Origin of the sequence: Citrobacter sp. Cm038 (genome assembly GCF_030333105.1) — a bacterium.
GTDB classification, from domain to species: Bacteria; Pseudomonadota; Gammaproteobacteria; order Enterobacterales; family Enterobacteriaceae; genus Citrobacter; species Citrobacter murliniae.
Genome location: NZ_JAOWGO010000023.1, coordinates 47,002 through 66,367, shown reverse-complemented (window position 1 = coordinate 66,367; position 19,366 = coordinate 47,002). Strand labels below are relative to the sequence as shown.

Below are 19,366 nucleotides of genomic sequence, written 5' to 3'. Positions count from 1 at the left end.
CGAAAGGGTTATATCCTTCTCTATAAGTTGCATTTAAAATGCACCTTATATTATTGAGAATGAGGTAACGGCTATGTCTTATCGCGATCAACCTTTAGGTGAACTGGCGCTCTCTATTCCTCGCGCTTCGGCACTGTTTCGTAAATACGATATGGATTACTGCTGTGGCGGTAAGCAAACGCTGGCACGCGCTGCCGCACGTAAAGAGCTGGATGTAGAAACTATCGAAGCACAGCTCGCACAGTTGGCAGAACAACCGCTGGAGAAAGACTGGCGCACCGTAGCGCTGGCAGAAATCATCGACCATATCATCGTTCGTTATCACGACCGCCACCGCGAACAACTGCCGGAACTGATCCTGCAAGCCACTAAAGTTGAACGCGTTCATGCAGACAAACCTAACGTACCACGCGGTCTGGCAAAGAACCTGACCATGCTGCATGAAGAACTGTCCAGCCACATGATGAAAGAAGAACAGATCCTGTTCCCGATGATTAAACAGGGAATGGGTAGCCAGGCGATGGGACCTATCAGCGTGATGGAAAGCGAGCACGACGATGCCGGTGAACTGGTAGAAGTGATCAAGCACATCACCAACAATGTGACGCCTCCGCCAGAAGCCTGCACCACCTGGAAAGCCATGTATAACGGCATTAACGAGTTGATCGACGACCTGATGGAGCACATCAGTCTGGAAAACAATGTGTTGTTCCCGCGTGCCCTCGCTGGTGAATAAAAAGGGCGCCTGAGAGCGCCCTGTTTTACGGAATATTAGAGCCGCATCGCGGCTCTTTTTTTATTAGCGTACGCCAGCCATGCGTTTCTTACCGATAAACAGCCAGCCCAGCCCCAGTGCAATGAACCACAGCGGCGTTACGATCAGTGCCTGTCGGGTATCCTCTTCCAGCGTCAGCAGTACCAGTACAAACACGAAGAACGCCATGCACACCCAGCACATCAGCTTGCCTAACGGCATCTTGTAGATCGATTTCTCATGCAGATGCGGACGCTGTTTGCGGTACACCAGGTACGAGCAAAGAATAATGGTCCAGACAAACATGAACAGAATCGCTGATACGGTGGTGATCATGGTGAATGCGCCAATCACACTCGGGTTAACATACAGCATCACTACGCCGCCCAGCAGGCAGATACAGGAGAACGTCAAACCTTTCGCCGGTACTGCACGTTTAGACAGCTTGGCGAACGCTTTAGGCGCTACGCCTTCCTGCGCCAGACCAAACAGCATACGACTGGTTGAGAACACACCGCTGTTCGCAGAAGACGCAGCAGAAGTCAGAACCACAAAGTTAATCAGGCTCGCCGCTGCCGGTAGCCCTACCAGCACAAACAGCTCAACGAACGGGCTTTTGCTTGGAACAACCGAGCTCCACGGTGTTACAGACATAATCACGATCAGCGCGAAAACATAGAACATGATAATACGGATCGGAATCGAGTTAATTGCTCGCGGCAGAGATTTCTCCGGGTCTTTGGTTTCCGCAGCTGTCGTTCCCACCAGCTCGATACCCACAAACGCGAACACCGCTATCTGGAAGCCAGCAAAGAAACCACTCAGACCTTTCGGGAACCAGCCACCATCATTCCATAAGTGCGTAAACGACGCTTCAACGCCGGTTGGCGACTGGAAGTGCGTCAGTACCATCACCAGACCGACAACAATCAGTCCAACAATGGCGACGATCTTGATCATGGCAAACCAGAACTCCATCTCACCGAACATTTTAACGGTGGCGAGGTTGAGACTCAGCAGCAGAATGATCACTGCCAGTGAAGCAACCCAGTCAGAGAGTCCAGGGAACCAGAATTGCGCATAAGCCGTAATGGCGACAACGTCCGCCATCCCGGTAACTACCCAGCAAAACCAGTAGGTCCAGCCGGTAAAATACCCAGCCCATGGCCCGAGAAGGTCAGAGGCGAAATCGCTGAAGGATTTGTATTCGAGATTCGAAAGCAACAGTTCTCCCATTGCCCGCATCACGAAAAACAACATGAAACCGATGATCATATATACAAAGATGATCGACGGTCCGGCGAGACTGATGGTTTTTCCGGAGCCCATAAACAGGCCCGTGCCGATGGCACCACCGATTGCAATAAGTTGAATATGACGGTTTGTGAGATTGCGCCGTAGCGACTGTTCAGACGAACCCTCTTCGTCGGCAACGACTTTTACCTGATCTACCATGTTTTTTTCTTCCTGTACCTGTCTGTGTTGTTCAGGCTCTACGGCCTTTAATGTGTCTATGATACGACGATCCCGTTAGCAGGACTCATCGATATTAGGTAAGAATCGGCGGGATGAATACTAAGATTTAGATATAATGTTAATTTAATGTTTAAAGTGAGTGTCATATCACTCTGATACCGCGAATTAGCTCACAAAAATACACGCAAGAACGTCATTTGCAAGATAAAATATCGATACTATTACAACTATAGGTTTTAAAACTAATTTTCCGCTCCCCTCAACCCTGAGGGGAACAGAAGTCACTGCTTACAGGATCTCGAGCAGCTCAACCTCGAACACCAGCGTGCTGAACGGAGGAATGGACGCGCCAGCGCCACGCTCGCCATAAGCCAGTTCCTGAGGAATAGTCAGTTCCCATTTGGAACCCACCGGCATCAGGGTCAGCGCTTCAATCCAGCCAGGGATCACGCCATTAACCGGGAATTCAGCCGGCTCACCACGAGCGACAGAACTGTCAAACACAGTACCGTCAATCAGTTTACCGGTATAGTGCACACGTACGCGGTCGGTACGCGCCGGAATTGCACCTTCACCCTGAGTCAGAACACGGAACTGCAGACCGGATTCAGTGCTGTTCACACCGTCTTTCTCACGGTTTTCTTCCAGATATTTGACGCCTTCGGCGGCCATAGCCTGGAAACGTTCACGACGTACCGCATCTGCACGTTCGTGGATTTCACGCAGTGCGCGGTGCACAACGTCAACAGGCACAGCTGGGTGTTTGCCTTCCAGCGCATCAGCAATACCAGCGACCAGCGCTTCAGGTAACAGCCCTTCCAGACCGGATTCGCTCAGTTGCTGTCCAACCTGCAAACCAATGCCGTAGCTTGCTTGCGCTTCGATAGTGTCAAAAGTCGGGGTGGCCATCATATTTCCTTTCATCGGATGTAAAGTAGCGGGCAGCATATCAGCCATGCCGCATCCGGTAAAACTTTGTATCAGGAAGAGATGACAAATCGCGAGGAAAAAGAAACAATGGCTATATTCCGCATCAATATCACGAAAGCGGATGTATACCCTGAAAAATTCGAGTGCAGGCAGGCGAACGAATCCCGATGAGCTTACATTTATAAGTAATTAGGGTGAGTGAGAGCAGCCAACACACCGGCAACGCGAAGCATGAAGGGTATTATGACGAACATCATAGCGTTAGCCATCTATACTCTATGATCGAGGAACGATAAGCGGAGCAGGAGGAAAGCCATGCCCGGGCGCTTTGAATTAAAACCAACCCTGGCGAAAATCTGGCATGCACCGGACAATTTTCGCATTATGGACCCGCTACCGCCTATGCATCGCCGTGGCATCATTGCTGCTGCAATCGTGCTGGTGATAGGTTTCCTGCTCCCTTCTAATGACTCCAGCGATACTCCAGTGGTCACACGTGATGCACAACTGGATTTCCAGTCGCAATCACAGCCGCCGACTGAGGCTCAGCTTCAGGCACAGCTGGTTGCCCCGCAAAACGATCCTGGCCAGGTCGCTCCGGTTGCGCCGGAACCGATCCAGGAAGGAGAACCAGACGTACAGCCGCAGGCTCAACAATCTCAGCCCCAGACGCAGCCTTTTCAGCAGGATAGCGGGATTGACCAGCAATGGCGCACCTATCGCGTAGATTCAGGCAAAACGCTGGCGCAGGTATTCCGCGATCATAACCTTCCACCAACCGATGTGTATGCTATGGCACAGGTCGAGGGGGCAGGAAAACCGCTGAGTAATCTGAAAAATGGTCAGATGATACAGATCAGGCAGAATGCCAATGGTGTGGTGACGGGTTTAACTATCGATACCGGTAATGGTCAGCAGGTGCTGTTTACCCGCCAACCCAACGGCAGCTTTATTCGCGCACGGTAATTTTTAGTCCGGGTGGCGACGTCAATGCCTCACCCGGACTGGCATCGGCCTGATAAGCGCCACGTTATCAGGCATTCTGTGGTTTGCGCACTTTACTGACCTTATTCACCCACCAAATCCCCGAACAGACCAGCACCAGCGCAACCGCGTATTTCCACTCCAGAATATTCTCGCCGAGGAAGATCGCCGACAGCACCGCTCCCGAAACGGGAATAAGAAAGTTAAACGGAGCGATCATCCCTACACGATTGTACTTGAGCAAGATGCTCCACAATGCGAACGCCACCGAAGAGAGCAGCGTCAGGTAGCCAAGAATCGCCACCGAAGACGAACCGTGTACGGTCAGCGTCCCACCGAAAGCATAGCCCCCGATAACCAATGCCAGACCGCCTATCCCCAGTTGATAGCATGTCATCACCGTCGGATCCACTGTCTGAGAAATACGTTTACCGTAAAGCGTGGCGGCAGAGAGAATAAAGGCTGCCAGCACCACCGAGCCATCCCCTAACAGACTAAAGCTAAAGTCCATCAGGCCACTGTTAAAGTTCACCACCATCACACCGGTAAAGCCCAGGATACAGCCCAGCGCCTTGTTGTAGCTCAGCTTGTCGTTCTGGTAGATAAAGTGGGCCAGCAGTACGCTAAAGAACGTGCCAGTGGCGTTCATGATTGAGCCTTTCACACCCGTCGTGAACGCCAGACCGATGTAAAAGAAGATGTATTGCAGTGAGGTCTGCGTCAGTCCCAGCAGCGTGAGCTGTCCAAACTGGCGTGGGCTTAACCTGCCGATAGGTTTACGCTGCATCATAGCCAGCAACAGTAGTAATAATCCCGCAAACAAGAAGCGGTATCCGGCAAAGACAATTTTCGACGGAATGTCATCCGTGGCAATCTGGAAGATCTCATACCCGCTTTTTATCGCCGGATAGGCACTTCCCCAGAGCAGGCAGCAGAACGCCGCGCTCAGATAGACTACGTTTTTACGCGCAAACAGAGGTTGGTGCGTTGTTTCCATTCCATCACCACTTTGAAATAATGTTTTATTTTTACGATTATCCCGAAAAGGATAGAGAATAGCCAGAGCGAAAAACAGGAGGGGGAGAAAAGCAAAACGCCGGCACAGGGCCGGCGCTTTTACGCGGTTTTCAGAATAAAAACTTATTCTGCAACTACGTTTACAGTCAGCTTAGCAAACACTTCGCTGTGAACCTGGAAGCTCACTTCATGCTCACCAGTGGTACGCAGAACACCGTTCGGCAGACGAACTTCGCTCTTAGCCACTTCAACGCCAGCTGCAGTTACAGCGTCAGCGATGTCGCGAGTACCGATGGAACCGAACAGTTTACCTTCATCGCCCGCTTTGGACGCGATGGTTACGGTTTCCAGTGCGTTGATTTTCTCAGCACGAGCTTCAGCAGCAGACAGAACGTCAGCCAGTTTGGCTTCCAGTTCAGCGCGACGCGCTTCGAAAAATTCAACGTTTTTCTTGGTAGCAGGAACAGCTTTACCCTGTGGTACCAGGAAGTTACGAGCGTAGCCCGCTTTAACGTTAACCTGATCACCCAGGCTACCCAGGTTTGCTACTTTATCAAGCAGAATAACTTGCATTACCTTATCCTCTCAAAGTCGTATTAATGGACCGTGACCGATTACTGATGACGATCAGTGTACGGCAGCAGGGACAGGTAGCGAGCGCGTTTGATAGCGCGAGCCAGCTGACGCTGGTATTTTGCACGGGTACCGGTGATACGGCTTGGGACAATCTTACCGCTTTCGGTGATGTAGTTTTTCAGCGTAGCGATATCTTTATAGTCGATCTCTTGAACGCCTTCCGCGGTGAAACGGCAGAACTTGCGACGACGGAAATAACGTGCCATATGGCTAGTCTCCAGAATCTATCAATTCAATCTGCTCGGCATGCAGAACCATTTTGCTCAGGCCGTTCTTTGCCTTATGGCAAGAAATGAACCCCTGAACGGTCACTGCGCTACCGACCGTTATACTGTGAGTAATGGCCTGGTTTTCGTGTCCGCTAACAATAACGGGCATTTGACACCATGCCTGCCGGTGAAAACCGGCTTCCTCCTGCACAGAACGATGCTCAAGCACGAACTGGCAATGAGGAATTCCTGATGGACTGACCTTTCGAAGGGGAGCCCTGCACACGGTGCCGGACAACGCCAGACGGTTGGTCATCAGAAATTACTCTTCAGAATCCCCAGCATCTGCATCATCTGCGGTTTCGTTTGCGAAATCATCGCGACGTTCACGACGCTCGTCTTTCGCTTTAACCATCGGAGATGCTTCGGTAACAGCGTGCTTAGTACGCATTACCATGCTACGGATAACGGCATCATTGAAGCGGAAGTTTGTTTCCAGCTCATCGATAACTTCCTGCGGCGCTTCAACGTTCAGCAGAACGTAGTGAGCTTTGTGCAGTTTGTTGATCGGGTAAGCCAGCTGACGGCGGCCCCAGTCTTCCAGACGGTGGATCGTGCCTTCTGCTGCAGTGATTGCACCAGTGTAGCGTTCGATCATACCCGGAACCTGTTCGCTCTGGTCAGGATGGACCATAAAAACGATTTCGTAATGACGCATCGAATTGCTCCTTACGGATTATTCAGCCTCCTGTCTGGGTCAGCCGAGGCCCGGGGAGGCAAGGAACGTGTTAAAGGTCGGCTGAAAAATTGACGCGTAATCATACTTGCGCCTACAGCCAAACACAAGGCGATTGTTCGATTATTTATCATGGCGTCATTAATACATATCCAGCAGCATTTTGACGCTGATGCAAATGGAGACAATCACAATCATCGGTCTGATGACTTTCTTTCCTCGCGTCAGCACCACCGTGGCCCCCAGGCGCGCACCGAGGGATTGTCCCACGAACATGACCAGCCCGAGCGACCAGATCATTTTACCGCCGAAGATAAAAAACAAAATCGAGGCGATGTTCGATGCCAGATTAATAAAGTTAGAGTGGATTTGCGCCTTATCGATGCTGTATCCCCAAAGCAGGATATAGCAGAGCGTATAGAAAGAGCCGGCCCCAGCGCCAAGAAACCCATCATAAAAACCCACGCACCCGCCGCCGATAAGTGAAAAAAGAAGCAGTGACACCTGCTGTTTTCTTTTCGGTTCACTGAGATTAGGGGCAAATATGAAATAGATGGCGACGGCGATAATCAGTACCGGCAGCAACTTTTTTAGCAGGTCCGGCTCAATAAACTGGATTAATGTGGTGCCCAGCGCAGAACCAATAAAGGCAGATAAAAATACATATTTGTGTTCCTGAACATTGATATGCCCTCGGCGTAAAAAATAAATCCCGGAGGTGAGCGAACTACCCAACGCCTGAATTTTATTGGTCGCCAATGCGTTGGCCGGCGGCAAACCGGAAATCAACAATGCGCCAATAGAGAGAAACCCACCGCCCCCCGACACTACGTTAATAAAACCAGCTACCAGCGCAACCATAAACATAATCAGAAAATAGCTGAAATCCATGAATGAAGTATCCATAAGTTTTTGCCTTATAATCATAAAGTTATATTATTTTTTTCAGCTCACTATAGACGGCGTACTCATTCGGTTAAATTGACCATTTGGTAAGAGGTTATGCCTGGAAAACAGGAATTTTTAACCACAGCGGTAGACATCAGCTAACTGTTAATTAAAGGAAAGACAGGCATGCGGTAATTTTTTGAACAACTGCATCAGAAATGGTCGCTATCGACTCCGTCGGTAACGGTTAAAATTAAATCAGAAGTTATCTACTCACAGGAGAAAGCGAACCAGAGACCGCAGTCGAGGAGGTACATATGCGAGCCCGTGTTTTGACCCTTCTGGCTGTACTTTTGCTCAGTGCAAGTGCAACAGCAGCCATCAAGATTGACAATCATCAGGCCAGAAATATGGATGATGTGCAGAGCTTAGGCGTAATTTACATAAACCATAACTTCGCCACTGAAAGTGAAGCCAATCAGGCCCTGAATGAAGAAACAGATGCTCAAGGCGCTACCTACTACCACGTAATCCTCACCAGGGAGCCAGGTAGTAACGGAAATATGCGCGCCAGCGCGGATATTTATCGCTAGCTATCCAGAAATAACCAACGAGAACATTGCCACAGTTTGACTTGCCCCCTTCATTGGGGGCTTTTTTTGCAGTAAAACGCATCCGGAGCTGATCGATAACATCCCCTGAAAGCGTTAGCTCCGGAGCGTTTTGTTTATTTCTGTCCGTAATAGGCGTTCGGGCCGTGCTTACGCATGAAGTGTTTGTTCATCAGGTAGCCATCAATGGGATTGAGGCATGGGTTGATGCCGCGCGCAATCCACGCCATCTTCGCCACCTCTTCCATCACCACTGCGTTATGTACCGCCTCATGGGCAGTTTTCCCCCACGCAAACGGACCGTGCTGATACACCACCACACCTGGGGTATGCAGCGGTTCAACGTCCCCCAGAGTTTCAATGATGACCTTGCCGGTGTTCAGCTCATATTCGCTCTGTACCTCTTCTTCGTTTAACGCCCGGGTGCAGGGAATATCGCCAAAGAAATAATCCGCATGCGTAGTGCCAAGTGCTGGGATCGCCAGCCCCGCCTGCGCCCATGCCGTCGCATGGGTTGAGTGGGTATGCACCACGCCGCCGAGCGACGGATAGCGGCGGTACAGTGCCAAATGCGTCGCAGTATCAGAGGAAGGACGATAACGCCCTTCCACCACGTTCCCTGTCATATCGACCACAACCATATCGTCTGCGGTCATGGCCTCATAAGCAACACCGCTGGGTTTGATCACTACCCACCCGCGTTCGCGGTCGATGCTACTCACGTTACCCCAGGTAAAAGTCACCAGTCCGTAGCGCGGCAAATCCATGTTGGCATCGAACACCTGCTGTTTAAGCTTTTGCATTACGCCGCCTCCACCAGACCAACGCTTGCCATACGCGCTTTCACCCAATCACGCGCTTTCGCCACTTCTCGTGCCGGATCATCTGCCGTTTCACTCCACATCTCAATCAGGTAGGGCCCGCAATACCCACTCTGCTTGAGTGTCGCAAAACAACGTTCGAAATCCACCACGCCCTCGCCAAACGGCACGTTTTTGAACACACCGGGTTTGGTGTCTTTAACGTGTACCGCCACGATATGTCCTATCCCGGCCTGTAATTCCATCTGCACGTCGTTATCCCACGCCGACAGATTGCCAATATCAGGATAAAGCTGGAACCAAGGATTGTTCAGGTAGTGCGCATAACCCAGCGCCTTGCTGATCGAGTTCATCAGGGGATAATCCATAATCTCCATCGCCAGCGTCACCTGAGCACGACTCGCCATTTCCACGCTCTCTTTCAGCCCATCGCGAAAACGACGACGCGTTTCGTTATTGGCCTTCTGGTAGTAAACGTCGTAACCCGCCAGTTGGATCACGCGAATGCCAATATCCTGAGCAAATCGGATCGCTTTACGCATGATCTCCAGTCCCTGGTCACGCACCGCGTCATCTTCGCTACCGAGCGGAAAACGACGATGCGCACTCAGGCACATGGAAGGGACACGCACACCGGTTTCGGCAATCGCACTTACCAGCGCCAGACGCTGCTCACTGCTCCAGTCCAGGCGCGCCAGGCGGTCGTCTGTTTCATCAACAGACATCTCAACAAAATCAAAACCCAGTTCTCTGGCAAGCTTCAGCCGCGTTTGCCAGCACTCCCCGACGGGGAGCGCTTTTTCATAGATACCGAGCGGGATCTGTTTCGATAACATAACCGCTCCTTAGCCCCAAAGCTGGGCGATGGAACGTTTGAACTGACGAGCAGCTTCTACCGGTGAGGCTGCATCACGAATGCTGCGACCGGCGATAAAAACATGGATTGGAATGCCTTTGAACAACGGTAGATCCTCCAGCGCCAGACCGCCGGTAACGGTGACTTTGAAGCCCATATCGGCCAGACGTTTGATGGCACTGATATCTGCGTCCCCCCACGCCACACCTGCGGCCTGTGCATCGCGACTACGGTGATACACAACCTGTCCAATGCCCGCGTCACGCCATTCCTGCGCCTGTTCCCAGGTCCAGTAACCGGTCAGTTCAATCTGTACATCGCCATTGAATTCTTTCGCCACATCCAGCGCACCTTTGGTGGTGTTGATATCCGCACAGCAGATCACAGTCACCCAGTCAGCGTTGGCTTCAAAGCACATACGAGAAAGAATTTTGCCTGCATCGGCAATTTTGGCATCCGCCAGTACGATTTTATGCGGATACAGCGCTTTAAGATCGCGAACCGCACGCACGCCTTCAGCGACACAGAGAATCGTACCAACTTCAATGATGTCCACTTCATCTGCAATCAGGCGTGTTGTTTCATACGCGGAAGCCATCGTTTGATTATCCAGCGCTACCTGCAACATAGGTAATGACATTTTAGTGTTCCTTTTAAGCAGCCGCCGCAGTGGCGTTATCAATTAAATCCAGTACTTCCTGCGCGGTGCGGCAGGCACGTAAACGATCAAAATTAGCTTCATCTTCAAACAGATTAACAATCTGCATGATGCCAACCTCCTGATGCGTGTTGGCATCCACTGCCGCCATGGTGATCAGAATATCAACCGGGTCGTTATCTTCATGGTTAAACACCAGCGGTGTTTTCAGCGTAACCAGGGCAAACCCGGTTTTCTTCACACCTTCCTCCGGGCGGCCATGAGGCATAGCCAGACCAGGTGCTATCACAAAATACGGGCCAAACTGCTCTACGCCGTCGAGAATCGCCTGGTAGTAACGCGGTTCGACAACATCGGCCTTAACCAGCAGATCGACGCCCAGCTTTACGGCTTCCTGCCAGGTGCTGGCATCAGCCTGCAAAAGGATGGCGTTATTGTCCGCTAATGAATCACGTAATTTCATATGGCGTCCTTACTTCACATCCTGCGGAAAATGTTCTTTGATCACTTCCAGCAGCTTTGGACCAAAATCGGCTGGCGATAGCATATTGCGTACGCCAACGACATATTTGTTACCGGAAACAGTGATTTCACCGGCGATATGGGTAGAGGCGATGATGATATCTGCGCCGCTCAGCTCGCTTTTGTATTCGCCCACCGCGCAACTGTTCACCGTATGGTCAATATTTGACTGGGTTAAAAACTGATCCACTTTCATTTTCATGATCATGGAACTGCCTTGCCCATTGCCACACACAGCCAGAATACGTACGGTCATAATCGGAACTCCTTATTAGGCAGATTGTCCTGCCAGTTGTTTTTCTGCATCTTCCTCAGCGCGCAATGTGCGCCCTGCGAAAAACATATAAGCCAGTGAAATCAGAATCATGACGGCCATAAAAATCAGTCCGAGTGAGGCAAAGCCCTGCATCATCGGTGGAGCCAGAATCGACCAATCCGCCATCCCCATCCAGGCGCTCATGCCGGTGAGTTTCACCGCCCAGACGCAGCCAAAGATTTCGATCATCCCCATCACCAGACAAATTTTGAGCGCCGCACGCCAGCCGCCAAAGTGGTTAGCAAACACACCAATAGTGGCGTTAGAGAAGAACATTGGGATAAAGCCAGGGATTATCAGAATGGATGAGCCGAAACCCACCAGGATACCGACGGCGATCAACTGGCCGATGGTGCCCCACATAAAACCCCAGACCACCGCATTTGGTGCAAAGCTATAAATCGCCGCACAGTCAATCGCCAGTACTGCGCCGGGAATAAGGCGTTGAGAAATACCATTGAACGCTTCTGAAAGTTCAGCAACGAACATACGTACGCCCTGGGTGATGATGAAGATCGCGACCGCGAACGAGAAACCAGTTTGCAGGATATAGATAGTCCAGTGGGTTTTACCCGCCATCGCCTGGACAACATCAATACCGAAGGAAAGCAGGATCGCTCCAAAGAAAATGGTCATCACAATGGCTGTAGAAACGATGTTGTCATGGAAGATATTCAGCCAGCCAGGCAACTTAAGATCTTCGACGCTCTCTTCTTTTTTACCCAGATATGGTGCGAGTTTGTAAGCCATCCACGAAGCGAATTGCTGCTGGTGACCAATGGAGAAGCCGCAACCGTCGGTGACTTCCTGGGTCGGCTTGTACATCATGTTGGAGGTAATGCCCCAGTAGAGCGACACCAGCACCGCGGTACAGATAATGGTGGTCCACATCGGGTAACCGAAGATGTAGAAAGAGACCGCAATCAGCCCCGCTTGCTGGAACATGATGTGGCCGGTCAACATGATAGTGCGGATACCGGTAATACGCCGCAGCAGGACGTAACAAATGTTCAGCGCCAGCGCCAATAACACGGCGTAGCCTACCCAACTATAGGCATCGCCCATACGTTCAATGGTCGCCATCATTGAGGCGTAGGTATCTGAAATCGCGCCGTTGATGCCATAAACCTCAGACATCTTCGCCACCACTGGTTTAAAGGTGCTGGTCAGGATGCCGGACCCCGCCTGCAACAACATAAAACCGATGATTGTTTTGATCGTGCCTTTGATAATCACGCTGACGCTCTTACGCAGCAGGATGTAGCCAAGACAGGTCACAATACCCAACAGCAGCGGAGCATTGGTCATTACCTGATTAAAAAAGACGGTAAAGATGTTGTAGAGGATCTCCATAACGATCTCCAGTAAACGAAGTTGCCGGGTTTTGTTGATACCCGAATGTTGTACTCTCACTCTAATTTTCAAAAGTAATCACAACAAGATTGAATTTGATTAAATGTGACGCACCACGCAAATAATTCCTATAGATCAGGAAAGGATTAATCACCATCAACTCAAACCACAATTAAGTGCAATAAAATCAAATAAATAATAAAACACCCCAAATAAAACCTCGCGTAATTCCCTCGTAATTACACTCTGTCCGAGATGCTGGTCGCGAAAAACAAGTCATTGCCAACGTGAAAAAATAGTGTCAGGATTAATCAAAACAAATCACACTTTGATTTAACTTGAACAAACATGAAGGTAAATGCGATGAGTAAAGTAAAAAGCATCACGCGTGAATCATGGATCCTGAGCACGTTCCCGGAGTGGGGAAGCTGGCTGAATGAAGAGATCGAACAGGAGCAGGTTGCACCAGGCACCTTTGCCATGTGGTGGCTAGGTTGTACCGGGATCTGGCTGAAATCAGAAGGTGGGGCTAATGTCTGTGTCGATTTTTGGTGCGGGACAGGTAAGCAGAGCCACGGTAATCCGCTGATGAAAACCGGGCATCAGATGCAGCGTATGGCCGGAGTAAAGAAATTGCAGCCAAACCTGCGCACCACGCCATTTGTGCTCGATCCTTTCGCTATTCGCCAGATCGACGCTGTACTGGCCACTCACGATCATAACGATCACATTGACGTTAACGTTGCTGCGGCCGTCATGCAGAACTGTGCCGACGATGTACCATTTATCGGGCCGCAAACCTGCGTGGATCTGTGGATCGGCTGGGGTGTGCCAAAAGAACGCTGCATCGTAGTGAAACCGGGTGACGTTGTTAAAATAAAAGACATTGAAATTCATGCTCTTGATGCATTTGACCGCACAGCGCTGATCACACTGCCAGTCGATCAAAAAGCGGCCGGCGTCCTTCCAGACGGCATGGATATGCGTGCCGTTAACTACCTGTTCAAAACGCCGGGCGGTACGCTGTATCACAGCGGAGACTCCCACTACTCCAACTACTACGCAAAACACGGCAATGAACATCAGATAGATGTGGCACTGGGTTCCTATGGCGAAAACCCGCGCGGCATTACCGACAAGATGACCAGCTCCGACATGCTGCGTATGGCGGAAGCGTTAAATACCAAAGTGGTGATCCCGTTCCACCATGATATCTGGTCAAACTTCCAGGCCGATCCGCAAGAGATCCGTGTTCTGTGGGAGATGAAAAAAGATCGGTTGAAGTATGGCTTCAAGCCGTTTATCTGGCAGGTTGGCGGCAAGTTCACCTGGCCGCTGGATAAAGATAACTTTGAATATCACTATCCACGCGGTTTTGACGACTGTTTTACAATCGAGCCGGATCTGCCGTTTAAATCCTTCCTCTAATCGCTATGATGCCGGGTTTTTCCCGGCATTTTTCTATATTTACTTTAGTATTTTCAGGCTATTTCAAATATCATCTTAAAAAATCATTTTGTATCGGAATAGCTCATGACTGAAGCACAAAGACATCAAATTCTACTCGATATGCTGGCACAGCTGGGCTTTGTGACCGTTGAAAATGTCGTAGAACGCTTAGGAATCTCACCCGCCACGGCACGTCGGGATATCAACAAACTTGACGAAAACGGCAAGCTTAAAAAAGTTCGTAACGGCGCAGAAGCCATTACTCAACAGCGGCCACGCTGGACGCCGATGAATCTGCACCAGGCACAGAATCATGACGAGAAGGTACGCATAGCCAAGGCAGCGTCACAACTGATCAATCCAGGCGAAAGCGTGGTGATCAACTGTGGATCCACTGCATTCCTGCTTGGGCGGGAAATGTGTGGCAAGCCGGTGCAGATCATTACTAATTATCTGCCTCTGGCAAATTATCTGATCGACCAGGAGCATGAGAGCGTAATCATCATGGGCGGGCAATATAACAAGAGCCAGTCCATCACACTTAGCCCGCAGGGCAGCGAGAATAGCCTGTACGCCGGGCACTGGATGTTTACCAGCGGCAAAGGACTTACCGCTGACGGGCTGTATAAAACTGACATGCTGACCGCGATGGCAGAACAGAAGATGCTTAGCGTAGTCGGCAAACTGGTAGTACTGGTCGATAGCAGTAAAGTGGGTGAACGTGCAGGTATGTTATTCAGCCGTGCCGATCAAATCGATATGCTGATTACCGGTAAAAATGCGAACCCTGAGATCTTGCAACAGCTCGAAGCGCAGGGTGTAAACATTTTGCGCGTTTAGAGATGTTGGCGGAAAAATGATACCGTCGCTGCCAGCGCTTCTGGCGTGATACGGTGGCGCACGCCAGCTTCCCACAGGCAGGTCAGATTTTTATCCAGACCTGCCTGAATCAACGCCTGTTGTAAGCGGAAGGTTTCAACGGCCGGGACCACATCGTCATCCTGTCCATGCCACAATAAAAGCGGTCTGTCGGCCAGTCGGTCCAACTGATGCGTCACATCCCACTCAGCGAGCGGAGCTATTATCGTATCGAACTCCGTCTGCTGCTCTGGCGTCTGCACGAATAAAGGTGGAAAAAGCGTATGGGCAAGGTGGGTAAAATAGCCCGAACCCATCAGGTTGGCTGCACATTTAACCTCGGGATATCGCGCCATAATACCCAGTGCCGTCATACCACCCATTGAGGCGCCCGCGATAGCAAGACGTTCATCTAATATCCAATTCTCTGCCACCAGCGCCGCACGTAACGCCGTAAATTCCTGCATGTTTTGCTGCAAAATCTGCCAGAAGCGGTACATTCTACCCTGCGTATCACCACTGAACCGCGCACCATGATCGGGTGCTTCGGGCATAACAACCCGGAACCCGGCCTGTGCCAGAGCGACGGCAAAATAGCTGTAAACCAGGCTGGAAGAAGTGAACCCGTGATAAAAGATAATGCAGGGAAGTGTAAGGTCGTGTTGACCAGCAGGAAATGCGTGCAGGACAGGAATACCAGCCAGTTGCCGTGTTTCAATTTCTATCATTTGTCGCCTCTTTCTTTCCGGTATGCCATGGAGAAATACTTAACGCAAGTGAATGTGTTCGGCAATGATTCATAATGTTGAGAACTAGGTTACGCTTTCGCAACATTTTCATTCGAAAATCGCGCGAGAGATAACATTTCGGGAACATTCCCCTAAAGGGAAATTAATAAGGCACTACACTATGGCTATCAGGAAACGAGATAGAGTTATGCGTCGGTTTGCCTCTTTGATGCTGGTTATGTTTTTAAGCGCCTGTAGCGTGCTACAGGGGACGCCACAACCCGCGCCACCTGTCGCAGACCATCCGCAAGAAATCCGCCGTGACCAGAGCCAGGGGTTACAGCGAATGGGGACCGTCAATGCGCTGGTGAGAGGCTCTCCAGATGATGCGCTGGCAGAGATTCGTGCCAAAGCTGCCGCGGCTAAAGCTGATTATTACGTTGTATTACTGGTTGATGAAACCGTGGTAACGGGCCAATGGTATTCACAAGCCATTTTATATCGTAAATAACACGGGATTGAAATTTAGTCAGCTTTACATTGCTTTGCGCCCCTATGCGTTTACCTGTGCACAATAAACCAACAGCAGGGAGCTTGAGGTTTATTATCGCGATGGAATGCCCTGCCACGTGTAGGGGTACGAATAATGGAGCTGACGATGAAACAATCACTTGCCTTATCCTCACTGCTGCTTTCTGCCGGACTGGTGGATACCACGGCACAGCCTGCCGAGTTCGCCAGTGCTGACTGTGTCACGGGTCTGAACGAAATAGGACTGATCTCTGTCAGCAACATTGCAGGAAATCCACAGGATGTGGAACGCGTTGTGGCGTTAAAAGCGGATGAACAAGGTGCCTCATGGTATCGGATCATTCAAATGTATGAAGAACAACAGCCTGATAACTGGCGTGTACAGGCCATACTCTATGCATAGCATACTGCCAGGTGTCGCTCACTTATCTGGCCTACATCGAAAGTAAGAGTGTAGGCCTGATAAGATCCTCCTGCACAGCCGCCAGGCAAGTCATTAACACAAGCCACCCGTAGCCCGTAATAACAAGTCATTCTGCACCTGTTCAGACAAACGCCGACCACCACGCGTATCCAACATCATCTGACACCAGGCCTGCGCCACTGGCGGAGAGGCATAGCGCAACATCTGCGCCCCACAGCCGAGCAGGAAAAGCTGCTGCGTAATCTCCCGTCCCAGCTCCTCACTGGGTTTACGTAAGTGCTGTTGTAGCTGACGTACCATTCTGTCGTAATGTCGGTCTTGCCCTTTTACTTCAGCAAAAGCTTCACTGAGCATATCGTACATACCCGGTTGTTTCGTTAACACTCGCAATACATCGAGGCACATAATGTTCCCGGATCCTTCCCAGATACTGTTTACCGGCATCTCGCGGTACAAACGCGGCAGTTCACTCTCCTCACAATACCCCGTGCCACCAAGCACTTCCATGGCCTCTGCAACGAATGGCATACCGCTTTTACAGATGGCGAACTTTGCCGCTGGCGTAAATAATCTGGCCCACAGTGCTTCTTTCACATCGTTGCGACGATCCCAGGCTCGCGCCAGCCGAAACAGCAACGCCGTGTGGCCTTCCAACTGGAGGGCCATCCGGCTCAATACCTGTCGCATCATCGGCTGCTCAATCAGTGGTTTGCCAAATACCTGCCGCTGATGTGCATGATAAATTGCCACGGAAAAGGCGCGCCGCATCATACTGTGGCTACCAAGCGCACAGTCAAAACGTGTCATACCACCCATTTTCAGGATATGACGAACGCCTTCCCCCTCCTCGCCCAGTAGCCAGCCAATCGCATCCTGAAATTCAACTTCGCAACTGGCGTTAGAGCGGTTGCCTAACTTATCCTTCAGCCGTTCAAGACGGATAGCGTTACGCCGCCCATCAGGTAAAAATCGCGGGACAAAGAAGCAGGACAACCCTCCTTTAGCCTGTGCCAGCACCAGATGAGCATCGCTTTGCGGTACGGAGAAAAACCATTTATGCCCAACTAGCCGATACGTGCCATCCTCAAGGCGGTCTGCCTGAGTGGTATTGCTCAGCACATCTGATCCCCCCTGTTTCTCCGTCATTCCCATGCCAATCAGTAGACCGCGCTTTTGCCCGCCGGGCAGCAGATGTGAATCATAACGATCGCTGCATAGCGGTGTGAACCAGTCATGAAATTGTGGGGGTAACATATCAAGTAACAGCGGCGTGGCGGCAAACGTCATGGTAACAGGGCATAACGTGCCAGCCTCCACCTGCGCATGCAGCATAAAACGTGCGGCCCGGGCAACAAATGTCCCCTGTCTTGCATCTTCTTCCCAGGCAAGATTATGTACCCGGTTGGCACACAGCCCCTGCATCAGTAAATGCCAGGCGGGATGAAAACGCACGTCATCCAGTCGCTGCCCCTGCGGATCGTATCGCAATAGTTCTGGCGGATAAGCGTTGGCCAATCGTCCCAGTTCGAGCGATTCCGCCGTTCCTAATTGCTGGCCAATACTGGCAAGAAGATCGCTGTCCCAGCCAGCCCCCTCACGATTCACCGCTTCACACAGTGCACCATCGGACAGGTATAAATTGCTGTTATTGAGCGGTACAGGTTGGTTAAAAACGGTATGCGTTTGCCAGTGCATTGTGTTTCCCTCCGTCAATGGCAGTGACCATAAGTATGGTCACTCACAGAAGAGGGTGCCTGGGATAGCGGTCACAAAAAAGCCATCCCGGAGGATGGCTTGATGGAAATGGAGAGCTCAGTTACCCGCGCTGACGAACGGCCTCAAACAGGCAGATCCCCGTTGCAACGGAGACGTTCAACGATGAGACGCTACCAGCCATCGGAATACTGATCAGCTCATCACAGTGTTCGCGAGTCAGACGACGCATACCTTCACCTTCAGCTCCCATGACCAGCGCCAGGCGGCCAGTCATTTTGCTCTGATACAGAGTGTGGTCAGCTTCACCTGCCGTCCCAACAATCCAGATGTTCTCTTCCTGCAGCATACGCATCGTGCGCGCCAGGTTGGTCACACGGATCAGTGGCACGCTTTCTGCCGCGCCACAGGCGACTTTTTTCGCCGTCGCATTCAACTGCGCAGAACGATCTTTCGGGACGATAACAGCATGCACACCAGCCGCGTCTGCGCTTCGCAAGCAAGCGCCCAGGTTATGCGGATCGGTAACGCCATCCAGGATCAAAAAAAACGGCTGATCGAGAGAGGCGATCAGATCCGGCAGATCGTTTTCCTGATACTGCCGGCCCGGCTTCACGCGGGCAATAATACCCTGATGTACCGCACCCTCACTTTTCTCATCCAGAAACTGGCGGTTAGCCAACTGGATGACAACGCCCTGCGCTTCCAGAGCATGGATCAGCGGCAGCAGGCGTTTATCTTCACGACCTTTGAGAATAAAGACGTCCTGAAAGCGCTCAGGCGCACGCTCCAGCAGAGCCTGCACCGCATGGATGCCGTAAATCATTTCACTCATGAATGTACTCGTTAATAGTTTATGTGTAATGCCGGGCAGTACTTAGCTCACCCGGCTTACG

24 protein-coding genes are annotated in these 19,366 nt (G+C 51.0%); 7 read left to right on the top strand and 17 right to left on the bottom strand.

The features are described 5' to 3' along the window. The first annotated feature begins 73 nt into the window (after positions 1-73). Positions 74-736 (top strand): iron-sulfur cluster repair protein YtfE, encoded by a 663-nt coding sequence (ytfE, locus tag OGY01_RS16975; protein ID WP_045439037.1) that lies wholly within the window; start codon positions 74-76, stop codon positions 734-736. A 63-nt stretch (positions 737-799) separates the two neighbouring features. On the opposite strand, the gene cycA is transcribed toward ytfE, so the two are convergent. After that, on the bottom strand, positions 800-2,209 hold the full coding sequence (gene cycA / locus OGY01_RS16970) for a D-serine/D-alanine/glycine transporter (protein ID WP_045439035.1): 1,410 nt from the start codon (positions 2,207-2,209) through the stop codon (positions 800-802). Positions 2,210-2,518: 309 nt separating this feature from the next. After that, entirely contained in the window at positions 2,519-3,139 is a 621-nt protein-coding gene (gene bamJ, locus OGY01_RS16965; protein ID WP_286493437.1) for a BamJ family beta-barrel-assembly machinery protein, read from the bottom strand. A gap of 336 nt (positions 3,140-3,475) precedes the next feature. Between bamJ and OGY01_RS16960 the strand changes: the two genes are divergently transcribed. Further along, positions 3,476-4,126, top strand: coding sequence for an OapA family protein (locus OGY01_RS16960; RefSeq protein ID WP_045439032.1), 651 nt, complete (start codon positions 3,476-3,478; stop codon positions 4,124-4,126). A 67-nt stretch (positions 4,127-4,193) separates the two neighbouring features. Here OGY01_RS16960 and OGY01_RS16955 read toward each other — a convergent pair whose 3' ends face one another. From OGY01_RS16955 to OGY01_RS16930, 6 genes are all read right to left on the bottom strand, one after another. After that, positions 4,194-5,141 carry a DMT family transporter gene (locus OGY01_RS16955; protein ID WP_286493412.1) on the bottom strand — a complete coding sequence of 316 codons (948 nt, stop codon included), beginning with the start codon at positions 5,139-5,141 and terminating at the stop codon, positions 4,194-4,196. A gap of 143 nt (positions 5,142-5,284) precedes the next feature. Further along, positions 5,285-5,734, bottom strand: a complete 450-nt coding sequence (gene rplI, locus OGY01_RS16950) for a 50S ribosomal protein L9 (RefSeq protein WP_003025676.1) — start codon at positions 5,732-5,734, stop codon at positions 5,285-5,287. 41 nt (positions 5,735-5,775) lie between these two features. After that, entirely contained in the window at positions 5,776-6,003 is a 228-nt protein-coding gene (rpsR, locus tag OGY01_RS16945; RefSeq protein ID WP_000135199.1) for a 30S ribosomal protein S18, read from the bottom strand. 4 nt (positions 6,004-6,007) lie between these two features. Then, positions 6,008-6,322, bottom strand: coding sequence for a primosomal replication protein N (gene priB / locus OGY01_RS16940; protein WP_006686338.1), 315 nt, complete (start codon positions 6,320-6,322; stop codon positions 6,008-6,010). Positions 6,323-6,328: 6 nt separating this feature from the next. Next, positions 6,329-6,724, bottom strand: coding sequence for a 30S ribosomal protein S6 (rpsF, locus tag OGY01_RS16935; RefSeq protein ID WP_006686337.1), 396 nt, complete (start codon positions 6,722-6,724; stop codon positions 6,329-6,331). A 159-nt stretch (positions 6,725-6,883) separates the two neighbouring features. Next, the gene (locus OGY01_RS16930) at positions 6,884-7,648 is read right to left on the bottom strand and encodes a TSUP family transporter (protein WP_045439023.1); all 765 of its coding nucleotides are present in this window, start codon (positions 7,646-7,648) and stop codon (positions 6,884-6,886) included. Between the two features lie 299 nt (positions 7,649-7,947). Here OGY01_RS16930 and yjfY point away from each other — a divergent pair, with 299 nt between their 5' ends. Beyond that, positions 7,948-8,223: a DUF1471 family protein YjfY gene (gene yjfY / locus OGY01_RS16925; protein ID WP_045439020.1), complete on the top strand. Its 276-nt coding sequence runs from the start codon at positions 7,948-7,950 to the stop codon at positions 8,221-8,223. A gap of 134 nt (positions 8,224-8,357) precedes the next feature. On the opposite strand, the gene OGY01_RS16920 is transcribed toward yjfY, so the two are convergent. Genes OGY01_RS16920 through ulaA form a run of 6 tightly spaced genes read right to left on the bottom strand, consistent with a single transcriptional unit; the run spans position 8,358 to position 12,767 of the window. Further along, positions 8,358-9,044, bottom strand: coding sequence for an L-ribulose-5-phosphate 4-epimerase (locus OGY01_RS16920; RefSeq protein ID WP_200012449.1), 687 nt, complete (start codon positions 9,042-9,044; stop codon positions 8,358-8,360). Next, complete coding sequence (locus tag OGY01_RS16915; protein ID WP_048222313.1) at positions 9,044-9,898, bottom strand: L-ribulose-5-phosphate 3-epimerase; 855 nt, start codon at positions 9,896-9,898, stop codon at positions 9,044-9,046. Before OGY01_RS16915 ends, OGY01_RS16920 begins: the two co-directional genes overlap by 1 nt. Before the next feature lie 9 nt (positions 9,899-9,907). Next, entirely contained in the window at positions 9,908-10,558 is a 651-nt protein-coding gene (gene ulaD / locus OGY01_RS16910; protein ID WP_045439012.1) for a 3-keto-L-gulonate-6-phosphate decarboxylase UlaD, read from the bottom strand. 13 nt (positions 10,559-10,571) lie between these two features. Further along, complete coding sequence (gene ulaC, locus OGY01_RS16905) at positions 10,572-11,039, bottom strand: PTS ascorbate transporter subunit IIA (RefSeq protein ID WP_045439010.1); 468 nt, start codon at positions 11,037-11,039, stop codon at positions 10,572-10,574. A 9-nt stretch (positions 11,040-11,048) separates the two neighbouring features. After that, positions 11,049-11,354 (bottom strand): PTS ascorbate transporter subunit IIB, encoded by a 306-nt coding sequence (gene ulaB, locus OGY01_RS16900; protein WP_045439008.1) that lies wholly within the window; start codon positions 11,352-11,354, stop codon positions 11,049-11,051. Positions 11,355-11,369: 15 nt separating this feature from the next. Continuing rightward, entirely contained in the window at positions 11,370-12,767 is a 1,398-nt protein-coding gene (ulaA, locus tag OGY01_RS16895; RefSeq protein ID WP_045438997.1) for a PTS ascorbate transporter subunit IIC, read from the bottom strand. 363 nt (positions 12,768-13,130) lie between these two features. On the opposite strand from ulaA, the gene ulaG reads away from it, so the two are divergent. After that, positions 13,131-14,195 (top strand): L-ascorbate 6-phosphate lactonase, encoded by a 1,065-nt coding sequence (gene ulaG, locus OGY01_RS16890; protein ID WP_200012443.1) that lies wholly within the window; start codon positions 13,131-13,133, stop codon positions 14,193-14,195. A 105-nt stretch (positions 14,196-14,300) separates the two neighbouring features. Next, complete coding sequence (gene ulaR / locus OGY01_RS16885; RefSeq protein ID WP_045438991.1) at positions 14,301-15,056, top strand: HTH-type transcriptional regulator UlaR; 756 nt, start codon at positions 14,301-14,303, stop codon at positions 15,054-15,056. Here the strand turns inward: ulaR and yjfP are convergent. Next, positions 15,053-15,802 carry an esterase gene (gene yjfP / locus OGY01_RS16880; protein ID WP_286493411.1) on the bottom strand — a complete coding sequence of 250 codons (750 nt, stop codon included), beginning with the start codon at positions 15,800-15,802 and terminating at the stop codon, positions 15,053-15,055. The two genes, ulaR and yjfP, sit on opposite strands and share 4 nt — an antisense overlap. Before the next feature lie 181 nt (positions 15,803-15,983). Here yjfP and bsmA point away from each other — a divergent pair, with 181 nt between their 5' ends. Then, positions 15,984-16,313, top strand: coding sequence for a biofilm peroxide resistance protein BsmA (gene bsmA, locus OGY01_RS16875; protein WP_071828881.1), 330 nt, complete (start codon positions 15,984-15,986; stop codon positions 16,311-16,313). 147 nt (positions 16,314-16,460) lie between these two features. Beyond that, positions 16,461-16,736, top strand: a complete 276-nt coding sequence (gene yjfN, locus OGY01_RS16870; protein ID WP_136345327.1) for a DUF1471 family protease activator YjfN — start codon at positions 16,461-16,463, stop codon at positions 16,734-16,736. Between the two features lie 93 nt (positions 16,737-16,829). Here yjfN and OGY01_RS16865 read toward each other — a convergent pair whose 3' ends face one another. Together OGY01_RS16865 and rlmB are read right to left on the bottom strand one after the other, a co-directional pair. Further along, complete coding sequence (locus OGY01_RS16865) at positions 16,830-18,452, bottom strand: isovaleryl-CoA dehydrogenase (RefSeq protein ID WP_286493410.1); 1,623 nt, start codon at positions 18,450-18,452, stop codon at positions 16,830-16,832. 121 nt (positions 18,453-18,573) lie between these two features. Beyond that, the gene (gene rlmB, locus OGY01_RS16860) at positions 18,574-19,305 is read right to left on the bottom strand and encodes a 23S rRNA (guanosine(2251)-2'-O)-methyltransferase RlmB (protein WP_045438969.1); all 732 of its coding nucleotides are present in this window, start codon (positions 19,303-19,305) and stop codon (positions 18,574-18,576) included. Between the last annotated feature and the right edge of the window lie 61 nt (positions 19,306-19,366).

Bases quoted from the DNA above. Each gene is read 5' to 3' on its own strand.
- rpsF (WP_006686337.1), bottom strand. From the start codon at position 6,724: ATGCGTCATTACGAAATCGTTTTTATGGTCCATCCTGACCAGAGCGAA.
- priB (WP_006686338.1), bottom strand. From the start codon at position 6,322: ATGACCAACCGTCTGGCGTTGTCCGGCACCGTGTGCAGGGCTCCCCTT.
- OGY01_RS16865 (WP_286493410.1), bottom strand. From the start codon at position 18,452: ATGCACTGGCAAACGCATACCGTTTTTAACCAACCTGTACCGCTCAAT.
- ulaC (WP_045439010.1), bottom strand. From the start codon at position 11,039: ATGAAATTACGTGATTCATTAGCGGACAATAACGCCATCCTTTTGCAG.
- ulaG (WP_200012443.1), top strand. From the start codon at position 13,131: ATGAGTAAAGTAAAAAGCATCACGCGTGAATCATGGATCCTGAGCACG.
- bsmA (WP_071828881.1), top strand. From the start codon at position 15,984: ATGGCTATCAGGAAACGAGATAGAGTTATGCGTCGGTTTGCCTCTTTG.
- yjfP (WP_286493411.1), bottom strand. From the start codon at position 15,802: ATGATAGAAATTGAAACACGGCAACTGGCTGGTATTCCTGTCCTGCAC.
- ytfE (WP_045439037.1), top strand. From the start codon at position 74: ATGTCTTATCGCGATCAACCTTTAGGTGAACTGGCGCTCTCTATTCCT.
- ulaD (WP_045439012.1), bottom strand. From the start codon at position 10,558: ATGTCATTACCTATGTTGCAGGTAGCGCTGGATAATCAAACGATGGCT.
- OGY01_RS16960 (WP_045439032.1), top strand. From the start codon at position 3,476: ATGCCCGGGCGCTTTGAATTAAAACCAACCCTGGCGAAAATCTGGCAT.
- ulaA (WP_045438997.1), bottom strand. From the start codon at position 12,767: ATGGAGATCCTCTACAACATCTTTACCGTCTTTTTTAATCAGGTAATG.
- rpsR (WP_000135199.1), bottom strand. From the start codon at position 6,003: ATGGCACGTTATTTCCGTCGTCGCAAGTTCTGCCGTTTCACCGCGGAA.
- OGY01_RS16930 (WP_045439023.1), bottom strand. From the start codon at position 7,648: ATGGATACTTCATTCATGGATTTCAGCTATTTTCTGATTATGTTTATG.
- bamJ (WP_286493437.1), bottom strand. From the start codon at position 3,139: ATGGCCACCCCGACTTTTGACACTATCGAAGCGCAAGCAAGCTACGGC.
- rplI (WP_003025676.1), bottom strand. From the start codon at position 5,734: ATGCAAGTTATTCTGCTTGATAAAGTAGCAAACCTGGGTAGCCTGGGT.
- yjfY (WP_045439020.1), top strand. From the start codon at position 7,948: ATGCGAGCCCGTGTTTTGACCCTTCTGGCTGTACTTTTGCTCAGTGCA.
- yjfN (WP_136345327.1), top strand. From the start codon at position 16,461: ATGAAACAATCACTTGCCTTATCCTCACTGCTGCTTTCTGCCGGACTG.
- ulaR (WP_045438991.1), top strand. From the start codon at position 14,301: ATGACTGAAGCACAAAGACATCAAATTCTACTCGATATGCTGGCACAG.
- OGY01_RS16955 (WP_286493412.1), bottom strand. From the start codon at position 5,141: ATGGAAACAACGCACCAACCTCTGTTTGCGCGTAAAAACGTAGTCTAT.
- ulaB (WP_045439008.1), bottom strand. From the start codon at position 11,354: ATGACCGTACGTATTCTGGCTGTGTGTGGCAATGGGCAAGGCAGTTCC.
- OGY01_RS16915 (WP_048222313.1), bottom strand. From the start codon at position 9,898: ATGTTATCGAAACAGATCCCGCTCGGTATCTATGAAAAAGCGCTCCCC.
- rlmB (WP_045438969.1), bottom strand. From the start codon at position 19,305: ATGAGTGAAATGATTTACGGCATCCATGCGGTGCAGGCTCTGCTGGAG.
- cycA (WP_045439035.1), bottom strand. From the start codon at position 2,209: ATGGTAGATCAGGTAAAAGTCGTTGCCGACGAAGAGGGTTCGTCTGAA.
- OGY01_RS16920 (WP_200012449.1), bottom strand. From the start codon at position 9,044: ATGCAAAAGCTTAAACAGCAGGTGTTCGATGCCAACATGGATTTGCCG.